The sequence below is a fragment of the Halomonas sp. MMSF_3323 genome, assembly GCF_030733595.1.
Lineage (GTDB): Bacteria > Pseudomonadota > Gammaproteobacteria > Pseudomonadales > Halomonadaceae > Halomonas > Halomonas litopenaei.
Map to the genome: position 1 here is coordinate 24681 of NZ_JASHIT010000001.1, position 19122 is coordinate 43802.

Below are 19122 nucleotides of genomic sequence, written 5' to 3' on the forward strand. Positions count from 1 at the left end.
TCTGACGCGGCGGTAAACCTTGTGCCGACCCTCATGATCGAGGGTCGGCGTTGATTGACTCCCGACCGACGCCCTTTCTCGATGAAACGTCCTGATGCACGAATCGAGCGCACCCTGGCCACCCTGGCGATCCTGATCATCGGTGCGATCAGCCTGGTCAATGTGGTGGTGCGCTACATCACCGGTGGTTCCTTTGCGTTCACCGAAGAGTTTTCTGTCTTTCTGCTGGTCATGTTGACCTTCGCCGGTGCCTCGGTGGCTCTGCGAAGCCATCGCCATATCCGTATCGGCCTGCTGGAGCGGGCGCTGCCGCCGCTTGGCTATCGCCTGCTGGTGATCTTCCAGGGCTTGTGCGGGCTGCTGGTGCTGGGCCTGATCACCTGGTTCGGTGCGCTCATGACCTGGCAGGAGTACCAGTGGCAGTCGTTGTCGCCCGGACTTGGGCTGCCCCAGTGGTGGTACCTGATCTGGCTGCCGCTATTGTCGGGGCTGATGTTCCTCCGCCAGTGCCAGGCGAGCCTGGAGCGACTGCGCGGAGGTGCTCACGATGACGCCTGATGTATGGATGCTGATCGCCTTTCTGGTGCTGCTGATCGCCGGCGTGCCGGTGGCCTTTTCGCTGGGCCTGTCCGGCGCCGTGGGCATCGTCACCGGGCTGTCGCCGGCGATGCTGGCGACCCTTGGCACCAATACCTACAACAGCGTGGCCAAGTATCCGCTGATCGCCATTCCGCTATTTATCCTGACCGGGCTGATCTTCGAGCGGGCGGGGGTCGCGGCACGCCTGGTGCGCTTCGCCCAGGCGCTGATCGGGCCTCGCCATGGTGGCCTCGCGGTGGTCGCGGTGGTGGTGTGCATGATCATGGGGGGCATGAGCGGCTCCGGCCCCGCCGACGCCGCCGCGGTGGCGATGGTGATGCTGCCGAGCATGACCCGCGCGGGCTATCCGCGGCCCTTCTCGGCGACCCTGATCGCTTCCTCGGCGTCTACCGCCATCCTGATCCCGCCTTCGGTGGCCTTGATCCTGTACTCCATCGTGGTGCCGGGAGTGGATCTGCGGGCGCTGTTCGCCGCCGGACTCTTTCCCGGGGTGCTGGCCGGCGCTTCGCTGCTGATTCCGGCGTTGTGGCTGTCCCGGCGCTATGGTTGGGAAGACCCTGCCGAGATGGAGCGCCCACCCATCGGCAAGAGCTTCCGCGAGGCGCTGCCGGCGCTGTTCGCGCCGGTGATCATACTCGGCGGTCTGCGCAGTGGCCTGTTCACGCCCACCGAGGCGGCGGTGGTCGCCGTGGCCTACGGCATCCTGGTCGGCCTGGTGCTGACCCGTGAGCTGTCGCTCAAGGACCTGTGGGGGCTGATGGGCGAGGCGGCGGTGGTGTCCGGGGTGGTCATGCTGATCATCGCCCTGGCGGGCATCTTCGCCTGGTCCGGGACCATGCTCGGCACCTTCCGTCACCTGGCAGAGTGGGTCATCGGGCTATCCGACAACGGCACCTTGCTGCTGCTGTTGATCATGCTGGCGGTGCTGGCCGCGGGCATGCTGCTGGACGCCATCTCGATCTACCTGATCATGATGCCGATCCTGATCCCGGTGATGCAGCACTTCGGCTGGAATCCGGTGTGGTTCGGCATCCTGCTGGCCATGAACATCGCCATCGGCCAGTTTACTCCGCCGGTGGCGGTCAACCTGATGGTGACCACCGAGGTCGCCAAGGTCAGGCTGGAGCAGACCCTGGGCTGGGCCATGGTGTTCGTGGCGGCGATGGCCTCGGCGCTGGCATTGGTGGTGATCTTCCCGGAGATCGCGCTGTGGCTGCCTCGGGTGCTGGGTTACAACGTCTAGGCCGCCTGGGGCAGTACCCTGGGCAGTGGGGGCACAAGGCGCGAGCATGGCTCGCGCCTTGTTGTGTTCATGGTCTTCAGTCGTTGTCGGTCAGCGTCTCGAGCCAGCGTTGATGGACGTCTCGGCTGGCCTCGTCGAACAGCACGAAGCGTACCAGTTCGATATCGGGGCAGGCGGGCAGGGTGGTCAGGACCGTGGACACGGCAATTTCCGCCGCCTCGTTCAGCGGGTAGCCGAATACGCCGGTGGACAGTGCCGGGAACGCCACTCGACGGATGCCTTGCTGCTGGGCCAGGCCCAGCGCCTCTCGGTAGCAGCCGGCGAGCAGTTCGGCGCTCGGTTCGTCGACGCCGTAGACCGGGCCGAGGCAGTGGATCACCCAGGCGTTGGGCAGCGCAAAGCCTTCGGTGATGACCGCCTGGCCGGGGCGAATCGGTGCCAGCGGCCGCCCGGCCTGGGCCAGCTCCGGGCCGGCGGCACGGTGAAGGGCGCCGGCCACACCGCCGCCGCTTTCCAGCTGGGCGTTGGCTGCGTTGACCACCGCCTCGACGTCGGCCTGGCGGGCGATGTCACCGGTAATGCATTCGATCAAGGGATAGTCCATGGAGACTCCTGTCATTGGCTTGCGGTGGTAACCGTCGGTGACGGTAGCGGCCCTGTGGCCAGCCGGTCGATGTCCTGACGGCGGTCGCCCGCCAGTGGAAGCCGCTTCCTGGCACGCTCCAGGGTGTCGCGCTCGAGCTGCCAGCTGACCAACGCTTCCTCTTCGCCCAGAACCTCTGGCGACGCCTCGGGGGTGACCAGTGGCGGACACAACAGCGAGTGCCCCCAGCCGTTACCGGCCCGGTTGAGGCTTAGCCAGTAGCATTGGTTTTCCATCGCCCGGGTGATGACGAAGCTGTGCCAGCTGGTGAAGGAGAAGTCCCGAGTGAAGGCCACCGGGTGGATCATGAGGTCGACGCCCAACCGGCGGTAGCGGGCGGCCAGCTCACCGAACCTGAGGTCGTAGCAGATCATGAAGCCGACGCGCCAGCCGGCGATATCCAGCGTCACCAGGCGCTCGCCCGGGCTGAAGTGGGCCGCCTCGGCGCTGGCGCCGAACTGGGCGCAGTGCAGCTTGTCGTAGGCTCCCGCCAGTTGCCCCTCGGCGTCGACGACCACCTGGCTGATATGGCGCCAGAGGGAGCCGTCGGCCCGGCGTGATCTGCGCGCCACGCCGAAGGCGATCGGGCACCTGAGTTCCCGGGCCAGCGCGCAATAGTGTGCTGTCACAGGCCCTTGCAGGTCGTCATCGAGTTCATCCATCGCCTCGAAGGCCTGCTCGCCGTACTCCTGGGACGACAGCTCCGGCAGCACGATCAGCTGTGGGCGTTGCTGCGACGCGGCAGTGCGCAGGCGCCCGGCCAGGGCGTCCAGGTGGTCGCGCTGGTCGAGCCGATTGCGGGTCGCCGGGATTGTGGTCTGGCAAGCCAGCAGGCGCATGGATTCCTCGCAGTTGGCGAAAGAGGCAGGGTAACCCGAATCGACAGCGCGACGACATGGGCGGCAGTCGATTGCGTCAGCGGTGCCAAGGGCTATGCTCACGGTAGACCGTCGACGCTCGATTTCCGCTCCGCGAGTGTCAGTGGTCGAGCGCCTTAAGTCCTCGTTGTGTACCTGGCCATCGTTGCAGGCCGACGGGGAGGGAAGGGATATTTCTCCACGCCCTGAGGGGCGTGCAGAAAAAATTAACGCCCACTAAACGTTAGCGGTAGCTAAACTCTCGTTTTACAATGATTCGGCCTGGTCTCTCCAGGTGAATTTATCGCAAAAGGAATGACTGGTGGATCTTTTGCCGGCCCAGGAGGGGCAAGGCACGAGTCCATGCCGTCAACGTCGACAATACCAAAAGAGGTGTGACCATGAAGCGCCATGCTTTCTCCGCCGCTGCACTGTCCAGCGCCATTCTCGGAGCCGCCATGTTCACGTCCCCGGCCATGGCCCAGGACGAAGAACAGTTCATCACCATCGGCACCGGGGGTCAGACCGGCGTGTATTACGTCGTTGGCCAGTCTGTCTGCCGCTTTGTGAATCGCAACAGCGAAGAGACCGGCATCCGCTGTAACGCGCCGTCCACCGGTGGCTCCGTGGCCAACGTCAATGGTATTCGCAGTGGCGAGCTGACCATGGGTGTCGCCCAGTCTGATGTGCAGTATCAGGCCTATAACGGTACCGGCAACTTCGAGGGCGAAGCCTACGAAGACCTGCGTGCCGTGTTCAAGGTGCATGGCGAGCCGCTGACCATCCTGGCCCGTGCCGACGCCGACATCGAGAGCCTCGATGACCTGGCCGGCAAGCGCGTCAACATCGGTAACCCGGGTTCCGGCCAGCGCAACACCATGGAAGTGGTGATGGACGCCAAGGGCTGGACCGAAGACACCTTCTCGCTGGCCTCGCAGCTCGACGCAGCCGAGATGGCATCTGCCCTGTCGGACAACAACATCGACGCCATGGCCTACGTCGTCGGCCACCCCAATGGTTCCATCCAGGAAGCCACCACCACCGTCGACGCCAAGCTGGTGCCGCTCAACGACGACGCCATCAAGGGCCTGGTCGAGGAGTATCCGTACTACTCCATGTCCACCATTCCAGGCGGTCTGTACAAGGGCAACCCGGATGACGTCGAGACCTTCGGTGTCGCCGCGACCTTCGTGACCAGCGCCGAGGCCGACGACGAGCTGGTCTACCAGACCGTCAAGGCAGTGTTCGACAACTTCGATCGCTTCAAGCGTCTGCACCCGGCCTTCGAAAACCTGGATCCGCAGGACATGGTATCCAACGGTCTGTCCGCACCGCTGCATGAAGGTGCCGCTCGTTACTATCGCGAGCAGGGCTGGATCGAGTAAGGGTTCTTCCCCTCTCGGGGGAATAGCCAGCTAATCTCTGCGCGGTCGGCCGTTGGGCGGCCGCGCAGTGCGTTGTGGCCCGTCGATGGATCGACACCGGACGTTCGGTAGAGACCAGACAGCGCCAGCACGACTGGCCCGCGAAAGCGGGCATTCGGGGATGGAGGCGAAGCCCTCCATCATGACGATTCCTCTTCCAGGCAGGGCACGCTTATGACTGAGGACAACAAGAGATCCACGCAGTCCGAAGTGGATCTCGAGGACATGGTCGCCTCCAGCGACTCCGGTTCGCGCAACCCCTTGGGTGCGCCCGGCAAGCTGCTGGTAGGCGTTGCGGCGGCATGGTCGCTGTTCCAGCTATGGATTGCTTCGCCGTTGCCGTTCATGGCCGGCGTCGGCGTCTTCAACGCCACCGAAGCGCGCTCTATTCACCTGGCCTTTGCATTGTTTCTGGCCTTCATGGCCTACCCCGCGACCAAGCGCTCGCCGCGGGACCGCATTCCTCTTCAGGATTGGGTGCTGGCGATTCTGGCCGCTTCCGCCGGGGCTTACATGTTCGTGTTCTACGAACAGCTGGCTGACCGTCCTGGCGCACCCATCCTGCAGGACGTCATCGTCGGTGTGACCGGCCTGATTCTGCTGCTCGAGGCAACACGGCGGGCGCTCGGGCCGCCGCTGATGATCATCGCCTCGATCTTTATCTTCTATTCGCTGGCGGGGCCCTGGATGCCGGGTATCCTCGCTCACCGTGGCGTTAGCCTTTACGGCCTGGTCAATCACCAGTGGCTGACCACCCAGGGTGTGTTTGGTATCGCCTTGGGCGTTTCGACCAGTTTCGTCTTCCTGTTTGTGCTGTTCGGCGCGCTGCTCGACAAGGCAGGTGCCGGCAACTACTTCATCAAGGTCGCCTTCTCGTTGCTGGGCCACTACAAGGGCGGGCCCGCCAAGGCCGCCGTGGTGGCCTCCGGCATGACCGGCCTGATCTCCGGCTCGTCCATCGCCAATACCGTGACTACCGGTACCTTCACCATTCCGATGATGAAGCGTGTCGGCTTCTCCTCGGAGAAGGCCGGTGCGGTGGAGGTGTCCTCCTCGGTCAATGGCCAGATCATGCCGCCGGTGATGGGCGCCGCCGCCTTCCTGATGGTGGAGTACGTCGGCATTTCCTACGTGGAGGTGATCAAGCACGCCTTCCTGCCGGCGCTGATTTCCTATATCGCGTTGATCTACATCGTTCACCTCGAGGCGCTCAAGGCCAACATGGAGGGGCTGGAAAGCTCCAACCCGCCCAAGCCGCTGGTACGCAAGGTGATCGGCTTCCTCGGTGGTCTGCTGCTGATGATGGTGGTGGCGCTGGGTGTCTACTACGGCCTGGGCTGGCTCAAGCCGGTACTGGGTGATGCGACTCCCTGGGTGGTGGCCGTGGCGCTCTCGGTGGTCTACGTGGCGCTGTTGAAGCTGGGTGCAAACTATCCCGAGCTCGAGCTCGATGATCCCAACGAGCCTATCTACAAGCTGCCCCAGACCCGACCCACGGTGCTGGTAGGCCTGCAGTACATCCTGCCGGTGATCGTGCTGATCTGGTGTCTGATGGTGGAGCGCCTGTCACCGGGACTGTCCGCCTTCTGGGCGACGGTGTTCATGATCTTCATCATGCTGACCCAGCGCCCGATCATGCACGCCTTCCGTGGGCGGGGTGATCTTGGCAAGGATCTGCGCGAAGGCTGTCTGGACCTGTGGACGGGGCTGGTGACCGGCGCGCGCAACATGATCGGTATCGGTATCGCCACCGCCACCGCCGGCATCATCGTGGGTGCGGTCTCCCAGACCGGTGTCGGCCTGGTGCTCGCGGACGTGGTCGAGATCCTGTCCATGGGCAACCTGATGCTGATTCTGTTCTTCACCGCCATTCTCAGCCTGATCCTGGGCATGGGGCTGCCGACCACCGCCAACTACATCGTGGTGTCGGCGCTGCTGGCTCCGGTGATCGTGCAACTGGGTGAGCAGAATGGTCTGCTGGTACCGCTGATCGCGGTGCACCTGTTCGTGTTCTACTTTGGCATCATGGCCGACGTCACGCCGCCGGTGGGCCTTGCCTCCTTTGCCGCCGCGGCGGTTTCTGGAGGGGATCCGATCCGCACCGGCTTCCAGGCGTTCTACTACAGCCTGCGTACCGCCGCGTTGCCGTTCCTGTTCATCTTCAACACCGACCTGCTGCTGATCGATGTGGCGCCCTTGCAGGGCGTATTGATCTTCGTGGTGGCGACCATCGCCATGCTGATCTTCGCCGCGGCGACCCAGGGCTACATGATCACCCGCAATCGCTGGTACGAGAGCATCCTGCTGCTGCTGGTGGCCTTCACCCTGTTCCGCCCGGGCTTCTGGATGGACATCATCCATGATCCTTATCGCAGTGTGCCGCCGTCCGAGTTCGTCGAGGCCTACGGCAACGTGGACGAGGACAGCACCCTGCGTCTGCAGGTCAAGGGCGAGGACGCCTTCGGCGATCCGCTGACGACCTACATGACGCTGCCGGTGGCAGAGGGCGAGACCGGTGAGGATCGCCTGCTCAATCTCGGTCTGGAGCTGATCGTCGAGGACGGTCGCGCCATCGTCGACATGGTGACCTATGGCAGTCAGGCTGCGGATCTCGGCTTCGACTTCGATCAGGAGATCGTCGAGATTCAGGCACCGGTGGATCGCTGGCCGAAAGAGCTGATGTGGATTCCGGCGCTTCTGCTGTTCGCCCTGATCGTGTTGGCACAACGCCGTCGCCGGCCCCCTGAAACCACTGAGGCCACGGCCTGAGGAGGTCCGTCATGTACCAGAAGATCCTGTTACCGGTCGATCTCAATGAGCCATCGTCGTGGGAGAGGGCACTGCCGGTGGCGCTCTCGCTGTGCCGCAACTTTGGTGCCAGCCTGCACCTGGTGACGGTGTTGCCGGACTACCGCATGCCGCTGGTGGGGTCCTACTTCCCCAAGGACTTCGCCAAGAAGGCCCATGAAGCGGTACAGAAGGCGCAGCATGACTTCATCGTCGAGCACGTGCCGGAGGACCTGACGGCTCAGGCGATCATCGCCGATGGCTCCCCCTGGGAAGCCATCATCAAGGTCGGCAAGAAGATCGATGCCGACCTGATCGTCATGGCCTCGCATACCAAGCGCAAGTTCGCCGACTACGTGATCGGCCCCAACGCCGAGCACGTCGTCCATCACAGCAAGTGTTCGGTGATGATCGTGCGTTGACCCAGACGACAAGCGCTAGCGCCATCGACGCCCCCTCACATGAGGGGGCGTTTTCGTAAGCTTGCGTAGGTTGAAGGCGAATCCAGGGCCCATCAACTACAGTCAAATTAGAGTCGATGGGCGCCGGCGATGGCGTGAAGGAACCTCGCATCTTGCCCCTTGACTCCCGTGACAGGTGGGCGGTGGCAACCGTCATCCGTGGGTACAGGGGGGAGTAGATGATGAGTGCAGCAGCATCACGACACGACAAGGAGTCGAGCGGGGCCAGGGTAAAGATCTCCATCAAGAACGTCGGTATGGGGCGGCCCAGGGTGTGGTTATCTTCGGGATTCGAGGACTTTCGGGCCGCCACTGCGGTCAGCCTTTCCTATGGCATGTTCTGGGTCGGGCTCAGCATCGCCGTCACGGCAGGGGCGCTGACGCTGGGACTGTGGCATTGGCTGTTGCCGCTGGTGGCCGGCTTCATGTTCATCGGGCCGTTGGTGGCGGTGGGCTCCTACGGGATCAGCAGGGCGCTGGAAGAAGGCCGCTCCCCGACCCTGGGGGATGCCTTTGGCGCCTGGCGCGGCCACACCGGGCAACTGGCCATGATGGGCGTGATGATGATGATCTTCTTTCTCGCCTGGATTCGCCTGGCCACCTTGCTGTTTGCCCTGTTCTTCGGTCTCCAGTCGCCGGATCCGTCCACGGTCTATGCGTCACTTCTGACCACGCCGGAAGGCCTCGGCATGCTGGTGGTGGGGCTGGCCTTTGGCTGTGTGCTGGCGTTTGGCGCCTTTTCCATTAGCGTGGTCGCGATTCCAACCCTGATGGATCAGGACCTGACGTTCATGGAGGGCATCGAGGCCAGTATTCGTTCGGTGGCACGCAATTTCCGACCGATGCTGCTGTGGGCAGCGATTCTCACCGGCTGCGTACTGGTGGGGATGGCCACCTTCTATATCGGGCTTGCCTTGATTCTGCCGGTACTGGGGCACGCGAGCTGGCACGCCTACGAAGACCTGGTGGTGTGCGAACGGCTGGACGACCCCGGCGCCTGAGGGCGGCAACCTGGTCCGCGAAGACGCCCCGACAGGGGGCGTTTTCCTGAACCAGCAAAGCTCGAGGGGCCCGCAGACTGACCTTTGGCGCTCGATCACGTAATCTACTCCTGCAGAAAGAGTCAGGAGACGTCATGCGGGTGCCAGCTTTCCTTTGCCAGGTGGGTGTCCTCCTGGGGCTGTTGGTAGCAGGGGGAATCGGCCAGGCCCATTCCCAGCCTTTGCCAGCTCCGGTGGGGCCTGTGCTGCTTAAAGTATCGGGCAATATCCAGAACACCAATGTGGATGCACAGCTTCTGCTGGATCGTGCCATGCTCGACGATCTGGAGAGTCGTGCGCTGGTGACCGATACCCCGTGGCATAGCCAGGCCAGCCGTTTCGAGGGGCCGCTGCTCCGCAGCGTGCTGGAATCCGCCGGTGTCACCGCCGACAGCATTCGCGTGCACGCCTTGAACGGCTTCGTGGCCGATATCCCGGTCTCCGATGCCTATCGCTATGACGTCATCCTGGCCATGAAGCAGGACGGCGAAGCGATGTCGGTGCGAAACTTCGGCCCGCTGTTCGTGTTGTACCCTTTCGATGATCATCCAGAACTGCGAAACGAGTCGGTCCAGTTTCGCTCGGTGTGGCAGGTAGATGCCATCGAGGTCCCGTGATCAATGTCACCGGGAGATCGGTCGAAGGCCATCAGGAGGCAAGGCAGGGAGTGCAGCGCCCCAATACCATAGTGAGTGATCCCGGTGTATCGGCTGGTGTCGACCCGAACATTCTGCCAGCAGATTCCCGACCCAAGGAGGAGGGTGCTCGGCGCATCCGTTCCGTATGCGACGCTATCCTCTGAGACTGGTATTCAGCGCCGTGGCGGCACTGACCTTCTTTGCTGCTGCCATGGTGGTGATCGGTCTGGTCGCCTGGCGCCATGACAATCTTTCCCACCAGGTGGTGGAGGACATCACCTGGCATTCCTACAAGCTGGACCGAGACGTGGTGTTGCTGCGCAATCACCTGTTGTTCGGGGAGCATGGACCCGAACAACTGGCCGGCTTCAGGCTCGAGTTCGACCTGTTGTTCAGTCGACTGAACCTGTTTCGCCACAGCGACATTCACGATCTGGTCGAGGAGGCTCCGGCCGCGCGTCGCCAACTGTCGATCATCATCAGCCTGATGCAGGACCTGGATGCCGAGGTCAGTGCCCTGGCGTCCCTCGATAGCGAGGCAGAGGCCGTTCTTGACCAGCATCTTGCCGCGCTATCCACCGAGACCGAAAGGTTGATCATGGCCGTCAACGGCCATCTGGCCGAGATCAATACCGCAGAGCGTGTTCGTCTGCAGCGACTGTACCTGTTGCTGCTGGTGATGATCCTCGGTATGAGCCTGGCCGGAGGGGTCATGCTTGCCGTACTTTTCAAGGAAGCCCGTGACAACGAGGCCTCGCGCAAGGCACTGGAGACGCTGAGCGGCGAACTGGAAATCAGTGCCCGGCGCGCCCAGTCCGCCAGTCAGGCCAAGTCCGACTTTCTGGCCACGGTGAGCCACGAGATCCGCACGCCGCTCAACGGCGTCATCGGCATGAGCGAACTGTTGCGTGATCTCGAACTGTCGGAGCCCGCCAGCCGCTACTCGCACACCATTCATGACAGCGCCCGCCAACTGATGGGCATGATCGATGACATCCTCGACTTCTCCAAGATCGAGGCAGGACGCATGGAGCTGGATGTTCAGCCGGTGGCACTCGATGCCTTGATCGAAGATGCGCTGGAGCTGTTTCGTCCGCGCGCACTCGACAAGCGGTTGCGCTTGCTTGGCCACGTGGACGAGACGCTGCCGGCACGACTCCAGGGGGACCCAGGCCGGCTTCGGCAGGTGCTGCTCAACCTGCTGGCCAACGCCATCAAGTTTACCGACCGCGGCATGGTGAGGCTGTCGGTAGCGCCTGTGGACGAGGGCTGGGTGCAGTTCGACGTGGTGGATACCGGTCAGGGTGTCGAGGCGTCCCTGCTGCCTCAGTTGTTCGAGCCCTTCCGCCAGGGCGATGCCTCCGTCGCCCGGCGCTATGGCGGCACCGGTCTGGGCCTCGCGATTTCCAAGCGCCTGGTAGTGGCCATGGGGGGCGAGATAGGGGTCGACAGCCGTCGAGGCAAGGGCAGTCGCTTCTGGTTCCGATTGCCGCTGGTGCCCTGTGACGAACCCCGCCGTCAACCGCTGACGGTGGCCAGGGCGCGCGCGCATCCCAAACAGCTCGCCGAGGCGGATCTGCTGGTGGTGGAAGACAATCTGGTCAACCAGGAAGTGGCGATCGCGATGCTGGAACGCCTCGGCTGTTCGGCTACCCTGGCTTCCTGCGGCAAGGAAGCGCTGGCTCTCTGCTCACAGCGCCGTTTTGACCTGATATTGATGGATGTCCAGATGCCTGACCTCGATGGTCGCGAGGTCACCCGACGCCTTCGCAGCTTTTCCGACTGGCGTAGTGAGGTTCCCGTGGTGGCGATGACCGCTGGTGGCGCCAGTCACGATGAGTCGGACTGCATGGCCGCCGGCATGAACGACTATCTGACCAAGCCGCTGTTGATGGGCACGCTGCTGATGGTGCTCAAGCGCCACCTGCTGGGAGAGTCCGAGACCTCGACGACTCCGAGGGGTATCACCTCACTGATCAATGCCGATACGCTCGATGCCCTGGACGAAGGGCTTGGGGGCGAGCGCCGGGATGCTCTGGTGGACCTGTTCGGGCGACAGGCGCGCGAACGCTTGCCGGAGATCCAGAGCGCCTACCGGCGAGGCGAGGAGGAGCCGCTGGCCCAACTGGCCCATCAGCTCAGGGGCGAGGCCGCCGGCGTCGGCGCCATGGCTCTGGCCGAGGCGGCGCGAGCGCTGGAGCGTTGTGCCCTGGATGGCTGCATCGAGGATGCCAGAGGCGTCATCGATGCGCTGCCTGAGCTGCTTGAACGCACCCTGGCGGCCTTTGCCCGCAGCGAGAGGCGCGCCTCCCAGACCTGAGGTCGGCTTCGGCGTCCCGCTGTGTTGCTGAGCTCTACTGTTCAGTGGTCGTGGGAAAGTGCCGTTTCAGTTGCCTTGGGGACGGGGACGCCGCCAGCGCGGATGTCGTGGCACCACCACCCGTTGGGCCCGGTACTCACCCCGCACCGCATCCATCGCCAGCGCCAGGGCCTGCTCGGCGATGCCCCGATGATCCTGGACGGCGGAGTTGACCGCCAGCGGCAGGAAGTCCAGCAGGCGGTTGTCGCCGAAACTCGCCATGGCCAGACGCGGGGGCAGGCCGCCGCGTGCAATCAATTCGTCCAGGGCGCCTTCCAGCAGAATGTAGGACGCGGTTACCAGGGCGTCGGGCAGTCCCTTCTTGTCGATGTAGTCAGCCAGCAGCCTGGCGCCTTCCTCGCGGGCATAGTGGTCGCCGCTTTCCAGGGTGCACTCGAGCTCGCGTCCCCTTACGCCTGCGCGGAAGCCGGCGCGGCGCTCTTCGGTGATCGAAAGGTGCGGCACCGCATCGAGCCATAGCACGCTCTTGACTGCCGGCGTCATCAGCGAGCGTGTGAGCTGTTCGGCGGCCTCGCGGTCGTTGCTGACGACGCTGGCGAAGCTCGCTTCGGGCAGGCCCCGGTCGATGGCGATGATCGGCAGACCCTCATTCATCAATTCGGTATAGAAGGACGCCGGCTGCGCCAGACAGCTTGCCACGATCAGCGCCTCGCAGCGTTGGGCGCGCAGTGACAGGGCCAGGTCCCGCTCGCTGTCGGGCTGGTCGTCGGAGCCGACGATCAGCAGCTGGTAGCCCTGGGCCCGCGCTCCGCGTTCCAGGTGCTTGGCCAGGCGGGCGTAGCTGGAGTTTTCCAGGTCCGGCACGATCAGCCCCAGGATGCGGCTGCTGCCGCGCCGCAGGGCCGCCGCCTGGGCATCGACACGGTAGCCATGCTCCGCCACCACCGCCATCACTCGGTCCACGGTGTCCTGACGAATACGGCGCTCCCTGGCCTTGCCATTGACGATGTAGCTGGCGGTGGTGCGGGAAACGCCGGCCAGGCGGGCAATTTCGGCCAAGGTCATGCGGGTGTCTCCATTGAAGGCGTCGGGCGTGGTCACGGCGACAAGGTGTCAATTCCCTCTAGTCTACCTGGCATGGCAGCAGTGTCCCCCTGCCAAAGTCGTAGCTTTTGCGACTTGCCATGTGCGCTGAATCGTACCAGCATTGTGGCATGGTGAGGTGACACGATTCAGCTTTCGAGCAATTTGCATTTGCCGAAGCCAGGTGATCCCAGCATCCGGCGTGCGCTGTATCTGTTGCATCCCGGCAGTGCCGGGGCGCTGGACCTCCTCGCCGACACCGTTCAACCGATACCGGTGAGGAAACGCTGCACCTCACCCAGGAGAGCCCTTCATGCTGACGCTGAACGCCGACGACATCCTGCTGGATTGTCGTGCCGAGAGCTGGCGCCACGCCCTCGACGCCGCCTTTGACGCCCTGAAGGCGGCCAGCCTGGTCGATGACGGCTACCGCCAGGGCCTGGTCGATCGGGAGTCCCAGTCTTCCACCTGGCTTGGCAATGGCATCGCCATCCCCCACGGCACCCCCGAGAGTCGAGGCGCGGTGCGTCGCACCGGGGTGCGGGTGCTGCAGTTCCCCGAGGGCGTGCGCTGGCACGACGGCAACCTCGTTCATGTATTGGTGACCATCGCCGCCCAGAGTGATGAGCACCTGGATATCCTCAGAAGCCTGACCCACGTGCTCGACCGGGACGGTGTCTCCGAACGCCTGGCCCAGGCGAGCAGCGCCGAGGAGATCACCGAGCTGCTGGCTCGGCCGGTGGTTCGCCCGCGACTGGACCAGGACACCCTGGTGCTGGGCCATCGCGCCGACGACCTGCTCGATCTGGCGCTGGCCGGGGCTCAGCGGCTGCGCCAGCTGGCATTGGTCGATACCGCCTATCTTGCCGAGATGGTCACCTCCATGCCGACGCACCTGGGACGGGGGCTGTGGCTTGCGTCCAGCGAAGCCGGCGTGTCCACGCCGGCACTCGCTGCGGTGACGCCGGCCAAGCCCGTCCAGCATCAGGGCAGCGACGTCGAGGCGGTGTTGTGCCTGGCCTCCCATGGCGAGGCTGGACGCCCGCTGGCCGACGCCATCGTGTCGCTGGTGGCGTCACTGGATGAGTCCGACGCCGCCCATCTGCGCGAGCGGGACGCCGACGACTGGCTGGCGCTGCTGGCTGGCGAAGGTGGCTCGGCCCAGAGTCGTCGCGTACGCCTGCTCAACGCCCATGGGCTTCACGCGCGTCCGGCCAAGGTGCTGGTCCAGAAGGCACGCGAAAGCGGGGTCGCCGTGCAGGTGCGCCTGGCCGAGGGCAGCGGACGCCCGGTGTCGGCGGCGTCGCTGACCAAGGTGATCGGTCTTGGTGCCAGACGAGGACAGGAGCTGATCCTGTCGGCGCGAGGCGAGGGTGCCGAACAGGCGCTGACATCGCTGGTCGAGGCGATCAACGATGGTCTGGGGGAGCAGGTGACGCCACTGGCGTCTTCGGCTGTGTCGCAAGGCGAAGCCGAGCAGGCGGTCGCGGAGCCGGTGGCGGCAAGCATGCCGCCCGCCGACCAGCCGCTGGAAGCGGTGGCCGCATCGCCGGGACTCGCGGTGGCGCCGCTTTTCGTGATCAAGACCCCGGACTTCGACTATCCCCGCGAGGCGGCGGACTCCGCGTTAGAGCGACAGCGCCTCGAGCGGGCCATCGCCCAGGGCGGCGAGCAGCTCAAGGCCCTGATCGCCCGGACCGCCGGAGGCGAGGTCGCCGCCATTCTGTCGATGCATGAGGAAATGCTCGAAGACCCGGAACTGGCCCAGGCCGCGCGCGAGGGCATCGACGAGGGGCTTTCCGCCGAGGCCGCCTGGTGGCAGGCCATCGACGTCGCCGCCCGCGCCCAGGAACAGCTGGCCGATCGCCTGCTGGCCGAACGAGCCGCGGATCTGCGTGACGTCGGCCGTCGTGTGCTGGGTATCCTGTGCGACGTCGAGCTGCCCGAGCCGCCGGCCGTGCCTTACCTGCTGGTGACCGACGATATCGGTCCGTCCGATGTCGCCCGCCTGGACACCGAGCGGGTTCGCGGCATCCTCACCGCCCGGGGCGGCGCCACCGCCCACAGCGCGATACTCGCCCGGGCACTAGGGATACCGGCGGTAGTCGGTGCCGGTGCCGGCGTGCTGGCGCTCGAAAATGGCACTGAGATGCTGCTCGACGGCGATGAAGGCTGGGTCGTGCCGGCACCCTCGCAAGCGCGTCGCGAGCGCTTCGAGGCGCGCATGGAAGCGCTGGAGGCGCTCAAGGCACGTGCCTGGGACGCTCGCTTCGAGGACGCCCGGACCGAGGATGGTACCCGCGTGGAGGTGGTCGCCAACCTGGGCAATACCGCCCACGCCCGCGACGCCGTATCGCGCGGCGCCGAGGGGGTGGGGCTGCTGCGTACCGAGTTTTTGTTCATGGCCCACGCCTCGCTGCCGGACGTGGAGACCCAGGAGCGCGAATATCGCGAAGCCCTGGACGCTCTGGACGGCCGCCCGCTGGTGGCGCGGACCCTGGACGTGGGTGGCGACAAGCCGCTGGCTTACTGGCCACTGCCCCAGGAGGACAACCCCTTCCTCGGCCTGCGTGGCATTCGTCTGGCCCTCAGGCGTCCCCAGGTGCTGCGCGATCAGTTCAGCGCCCTGGTGAAGGCCGCCGACGGCCGGCCGCTGCGCATCATGCTGCCCATGGTCAAGGACCTGGATGAGTTCCGCGCCGCCCGTGCGATCTTCGATGAGGTGCTGCGCGAACTCGGCGTCAGCCGAGACGGCGACCGCCTGCAGCTGGGCGTGATGATCGAGGTGCCGTCCTGCGCGCTGCTGGCGCCGAGCCTGGCGCCCGAGGTCGACTTCTTCTCCATCGGCACCAACGACCTGACCCAGTACACCCTGGCCATCGACCGTGGTCATCCTGAGCTTTCCGGGGAGTCCGACGGCCTGCACCCGGCCGTGCTGCGGCTGATCCAGATGACCGTCCAGGCGGCTCATGCCCATGGCAAGTGGGTCGGCGTGTGCGGTGAGCTGGCCAGCGACCGCCAGGCGATTCCGGTGCTGGTTGGCCTCGGCATCGACGAGCTGTCGGTGAGCGCCCGCCAGGTACCCATGGTCAAGGCACGCCTGGCGTCGGTCTCCACCACCCGGGCCCGGGAACTCGCCGCCCTGGCATTGGCCGCTCCCACCGCCCGGGACGTGCGCAGAGAGCTGGAGGCGAACCAATGAGCGAGATATCCGGCAATGCCGTCAAGCCACCGGTGCTGACCATTTCGGCCAACCCGGCGCTGGACCTGTCTGTCGCTGTGGACCGGCTGACGCCAGGTGCGCTGCACCGCGCCGAGTCAGTCGAGCTGACCGCCGCCGGCAAGGGCGTCAACATGGCGCGGGTGCTCGCCGCCCTGGGCCACCCGGTCTGTGTCACCGGCTTTCTGGGCAGTGACAACGACTCGCCCTTCATCGATGCCTTCGCCGAGATGGGGGTCGAGGACGCCTTTGTGCGATTGCCCGGCGCCACCCGCATCAACACCAAGCTGAGCGAGGCCGACGGTCGCGTCAGCGATATCAATGCGCCGGGACTCAGCGTCGATGCCGACGCCTGGCAGCGCCTGATCGCCACCATCGAGGCGCGCCTGACGACGCCTGCGCTGCGCCCCGCCGCGGTAATGATCGGCGGCAGCCAGCCACCGGGAGTCGGCGCTTCGGCGCTGGCCGAACTGATCACTCGGATCAAGGCCACCGGCGTACCCGTGTGGGTGGACACCAGCGGCGAGGCGCTCAAGGCAGCGGTCAAGGCGGGGGCCGACGCGGTGAAGCCCAACCTGGAGGAGCTGGCCGACTGGGCGGATCGTGACATTGCAACAGACGTCGACGTTCAGCGTGCAGCCCTTGAGCTTTACGCCGCCGGCGTCGGCGACGTGCTGATTTCCGCCGGTGCCGACGGTGTGACCTGGCTGGGTCCGCATGGCCTGTGGCAGTCGCTGCCTCCTGCGGTCAGGGTGGCCAATACCGTATGTGCCGGCGATACCCTGTTTGCCGCCATGCTGCACGGCGTGCTGTGCGAGGCGCCTGTGGAACAGGCGCTGAGGTTTGCCACGGCGCTGTCCGCCGAGGCGGTGCGCCACACCGGCGTGGGCCGGGCCGACGCCTCCGATTTCACCGACCTTCTTTCCGACACCAGGGTGCGGCGCCTCAATGACGTCGAAGCCCGGGGAGTACTTGCATGAACGTGATCCTGTTGACGACCTGCCCCGGCGGCAGCGTCACGAGCTACCTGGCCGCCCAGCGCCTGACCCCTGCCGCCGAGGCCAAGGACTGGCAGCTCTCCACCGAGGTGCACTCGAGCCTGGCGCCGGTCGAGACCCTGTCCCACCAGACCCTGGCCGCGGCCGAGCTGGTGATCGCGGTGGGCGAACCCATCGCCGGGGCCCACCGCTTCAGCGGCAAGCGCCTGTATCGTGGCAGCCTGGAAGATGCCCTGAGCGACCCGTCGGACTTTCTCGAGCGGGCGGCCCGTGACGCCCAGGTGTTTACCCCCCTCAATGATGAGGCGGCCAGCGCTTCAGGGAATGGCCCCGTGGCTGCAGACGTCAGCGACGAGGCGCGCATCGTCGCGGTGACCGCCTGTCCCACCGGGGTCGCCCACACCTTCATGGCCGCCGAGGCACTGGCCGAGGCAGGGCGTGGGCTCGGCCATCAGGTACGCGTCGAGACCCAGGGCTCGGTGGGCGCTCAGGATCAGTTGACCGACGACGAGATCGCCCAGGCGGACCTGGTCATCCTGGCCTGCGATATCGAGGTCGATCCCACCCGATTTGCCGGCAAGCGGATCTACCGCACGTCCACCGGCAACGCCCTGAAGAAGTCGCGCCAGACCATCGAGGCGGCGCTGATCGAGGCCCAGGTGGAAAGCGCGGATGGTGGCGCCAGGGCCGAGTCTGCCAAGAGCTTCAAGGAGAAGGGCGTCTACAAGCACCTGCTGACCGGGGTGTCCTTCATGCTGCCCATGGTGGTAGCCGGGGGCCTCTTGATCGCGCTGTCCTTCGTCTTCGGCATCGAGGCCTTCAAGGAGGAGGGCACCCTGCCTGCCGCCTTGATGGAGATCGGTGGGGGCACCGCCTTCGCCCTGATGGTGCCGGTGCTGGCTGGCTACATCGCCTATTCCATCGCCGATCGGCCCGGCATCGCCCCGGGCATGATCGGCGGCATGCTGGCGTCGAACATCGGTGCCGGCTTCATCGGCGGTATCCTGGCGGGCTTTCTGGCCGGCTACGTGGCCAAGGCGGTGACCCGCTACGTCAAGCTGCCTTCCAGCGTCGAGTCACTCAAGCCGATCCTGATCATCCCGCTGGTCGCGAGTCTGGTCACCGGTCTGGTGATGATCTATGTGGTCGGTGAGCCGGTGGCCGGGGTGCTCGAGGCACTGACCGCCTTCCTCGAGAGCATGGGCTCCACCAATGCGGTGTTGCTGGGGATTCTGCTCGGCGCGATGATGTGCTTCGACCTGGGGGGGCCGGTCAACAAGGCGGCCTACACTTTTGGGGTGGGCCTGCTCGCCTCCGAGACCTACGCCCCCATGGCGGCGATCATGGCCGCCGGCATGGTGCCGGCGATCGGCATGGGCATCGCCACCTTCGTCGCCGGGCGCAAGTTTGCCGACCCCGAGCGCGAGGCCGGCAAGGCCTCCTTCGTGCTGGGGCTGTGCTTCATCAGCGAGGGCGCGATTCCCTTCGCCGCCAAGGACCCGCTGCGGGTGATTCCCATCAGCATGCTGGGCGGCGCCATCACCGGAGCCATCTCGATGCTGGTGGGCGCCAAGCTGATGGCCCCCCACGGCGGCGTATTCGTGCTGTTGATTCCAAATGCGATTACTCCAGTGTTGTGGTACCTGCTGGCGATCGTCGCGGGCTCGCTGGTGACCGGGCTCGGTTACGCCGCCATCAAGCGCGGCGAGACGGCCTCCATGCCGGTGGGCGAGGGGGCCTGATAAGGGGGGCTCGGCACTCACCGGCGGTTGACGGCCAGCAAGGTGCAGATGGCGTCCTGGGCGCCT

The 19122-nt window shown here is 65.4% G+C and carries 14 protein-coding genes; 11 read left to right on the forward strand and 3 right to left on the reverse strand.

Translation table 11 applies throughout. The features are described 5' to 3' along the window. The first annotated feature begins 81 nt into the window (after positions 1-81). Together RBB39_RS00105 and RBB39_RS00110 are read left to right on the forward strand one after the other, a co-directional pair. Positions 82-558 (forward strand): TRAP transporter small permease, encoded by a 477-nt coding sequence (locus RBB39_RS00105; RefSeq protein ID WP_045994089.1) that lies wholly within the window; start codon positions 82-84, stop codon positions 556-558. Then, positions 548-1843 carry a TRAP transporter large permease gene (locus tag RBB39_RS00110; RefSeq protein ID WP_045994088.1) on the forward strand — a complete coding sequence of 432 codons (1296 nt, stop codon included), beginning with the start codon at positions 548-550 and terminating at the stop codon, positions 1841-1843. Before RBB39_RS00105 ends, RBB39_RS00110 begins: the two co-directional genes overlap by 11 nt. Positions 1844-1919: 76 nt before the next feature. Here RBB39_RS00110 and RBB39_RS00115 read toward each other — a convergent pair whose 3' ends face one another. Together RBB39_RS00115 and RBB39_RS00120 are read right to left on the reverse strand one after the other, a co-directional pair. Continuing rightward, the gene (locus RBB39_RS00115) at positions 1920-2447 is read right to left on the reverse strand and encodes a macro domain-containing protein (protein WP_204248980.1); all 528 of its coding nucleotides are present in this window, start codon (positions 2445-2447) and stop codon (positions 1920-1922) included. A gap of 11 nt (positions 2448-2458) precedes the next feature. Then, positions 2459-3325 carry a carbon-nitrogen hydrolase family protein gene (locus RBB39_RS00120; RefSeq protein ID WP_052704464.1) on the reverse strand — a complete coding sequence of 289 codons (867 nt, stop codon included), beginning with the start codon at positions 3323-3325 and terminating at the stop codon, positions 2459-2461. Positions 3326-3744: 419 nt separating this feature from the next. Here RBB39_RS00120 and RBB39_RS00125 point away from each other — a divergent pair, with 419 nt between their 5' ends. From RBB39_RS00125 to RBB39_RS00150, 6 genes are all read left to right on the forward strand, one after another. Next, positions 3745-4728 carry a TAXI family TRAP transporter solute-binding subunit gene (locus RBB39_RS00125; RefSeq protein WP_045994086.1) on the forward strand — a complete coding sequence of 328 codons (984 nt, stop codon included), beginning with the start codon at positions 3745-3747 and terminating at the stop codon, positions 4726-4728. A gap of 213 nt (positions 4729-4941) precedes the next feature. After that, positions 4942-7536, forward strand: coding sequence for a TRAP transporter permease (locus tag RBB39_RS00130; protein WP_287164204.1), 2595 nt, complete (start codon positions 4942-4944; stop codon positions 7534-7536). An 11-nt stretch (positions 7537-7547) separates the two neighbouring features. Further along, entirely contained in the window at positions 7548-7976 is a 429-nt protein-coding gene (locus RBB39_RS00135) for a universal stress protein (RefSeq protein ID WP_045994084.1), read from the forward strand. 221 nt (positions 7977-8197) lie between these two features. Next, on the forward strand, positions 8198-9016 hold the full coding sequence (locus tag RBB39_RS00140) for a DUF2189 domain-containing protein (RefSeq protein WP_045994083.1): 819 nt from the start codon (positions 8198-8200) through the stop codon (positions 9014-9016). A 242-nt stretch (positions 9017-9258) separates the two neighbouring features. Then, a complete protein-coding gene (locus RBB39_RS00145; protein ID WP_240184182.1) occupies positions 9259-9672 on the forward strand; it encodes a molybdopterin-dependent oxidoreductase in 414 nt (137 codons plus the stop codon). 166 nt (positions 9673-9838) lie between these two features. Continuing rightward, positions 9839-12013: an ATP-binding protein gene (locus tag RBB39_RS00150; protein ID WP_108448257.1), complete on the forward strand. Its 2175-nt coding sequence runs from the start codon at positions 9839-9841 to the stop codon at positions 12011-12013. Positions 12014-12079: 66 nt separating this feature from the next. On the opposite strand, the gene cra is transcribed toward RBB39_RS00150, so the two are convergent. Then, positions 12080-13078 (reverse strand): catabolite repressor/activator, encoded by a 999-nt coding sequence (gene cra, locus RBB39_RS00155; RefSeq protein ID WP_108448258.1) that lies wholly within the window; start codon positions 13076-13078, stop codon positions 12080-12082. Positions 13079-13409: 331 nt separating this feature from the next. Here cra and ptsP point away from each other — a divergent pair, with 331 nt between their 5' ends. The 3 genes from ptsP to RBB39_RS00170 are packed head-to-tail and all read left to right on the forward strand — an operon-like array spanning position 13410 to position 19056. Beyond that, positions 13410-16298, forward strand: a complete 2889-nt coding sequence (gene ptsP, locus RBB39_RS00160; protein ID WP_108448259.1) for a phosphoenolpyruvate--protein phosphotransferase — start codon at positions 13410-13412, stop codon at positions 16296-16298. Beyond that, the gene (locus RBB39_RS00165) at positions 16295-17296 is read left to right on the forward strand and encodes a 1-phosphofructokinase family hexose kinase (protein ID WP_045994078.1); all 1002 of its coding nucleotides are present in this window, start codon (positions 16295-16297) and stop codon (positions 17294-17296) included. Before ptsP ends, RBB39_RS00165 begins: the two co-directional genes overlap by 4 nt. After that, positions 17293-19056: a PTS fructose-like transporter subunit IIB gene (locus RBB39_RS00170; protein WP_045994077.1), complete on the forward strand. Its 1764-nt coding sequence runs from the start codon at positions 17293-17295 to the stop codon at positions 19054-19056. Before RBB39_RS00165 ends, RBB39_RS00170 begins: the two co-directional genes overlap by 4 nt. Positions 19057-19122 lie beyond the last annotated feature (66 nt).

What these genes read in the sequence shown, in the direction of transcription:
- RBB39_RS00115 (WP_204248980.1), bottom strand. Translation starts at nt 2,447, where the DNA reads ATGGACTATCCCTTGATCGAATGCATTACCGGTGACATCGCCCGCCAG.
- RBB39_RS00150 (WP_108448257.1), top strand. Translation starts at nt 9,839, where the DNA reads ATGCGACGCTATCCTCTGAGACTGGTATTCAGCGCCGTGGCGGCACTG.
- RBB39_RS00130 (WP_287164204.1), top strand. Translation starts at nt 4,942, where the DNA reads ATGACTGAGGACAACAAGAGATCCACGCAGTCCGAAGTGGATCTCGAG.
- RBB39_RS00140 (WP_045994083.1), top strand. Translation starts at nt 8,198, where the DNA reads ATGAGTGCAGCAGCATCACGACACGACAAGGAGTCGAGCGGGGCCAGG.
- RBB39_RS00110 (WP_045994088.1), top strand. Translation starts at nt 548, where the DNA reads ATGACGCCTGATGTATGGATGCTGATCGCCTTTCTGGTGCTGCTGATC.
- RBB39_RS00125 (WP_045994086.1), top strand. Translation starts at nt 3,745, where the DNA reads ATGAAGCGCCATGCTTTCTCCGCCGCTGCACTGTCCAGCGCCATTCTC.
- RBB39_RS00135 (WP_045994084.1), top strand. Translation starts at nt 7,548, where the DNA reads ATGTACCAGAAGATCCTGTTACCGGTCGATCTCAATGAGCCATCGTCG.
- RBB39_RS00165 (WP_045994078.1), top strand. Translation starts at nt 16,295, where the DNA reads ATGAGCGAGATATCCGGCAATGCCGTCAAGCCACCGGTGCTGACCATT.
- RBB39_RS00120 (WP_052704464.1), bottom strand. Translation starts at nt 3,325, where the DNA reads ATGCGCCTGCTGGCTTGCCAGACCACAATCCCGGCGACCCGCAATCGG.
- RBB39_RS00105 (WP_045994089.1), top strand. Translation starts at nt 82, where the DNA reads ATGAAACGTCCTGATGCACGAATCGAGCGCACCCTGGCCACCCTGGCG.
- ptsP (WP_108448259.1), top strand. Translation starts at nt 13,410, where the DNA reads ATGCTGACGCTGAACGCCGACGACATCCTGCTGGATTGTCGTGCCGAG.
- RBB39_RS00170 (WP_045994077.1), top strand. Translation starts at nt 17,293, where the DNA reads ATGAACGTGATCCTGTTGACGACCTGCCCCGGCGGCAGCGTCACGAGC.
- cra (WP_108448258.1), bottom strand. Translation starts at nt 13,078, where the DNA reads ATGACCTTGGCCGAAATTGCCCGCCTGGCCGGCGTTTCCCGCACCACC.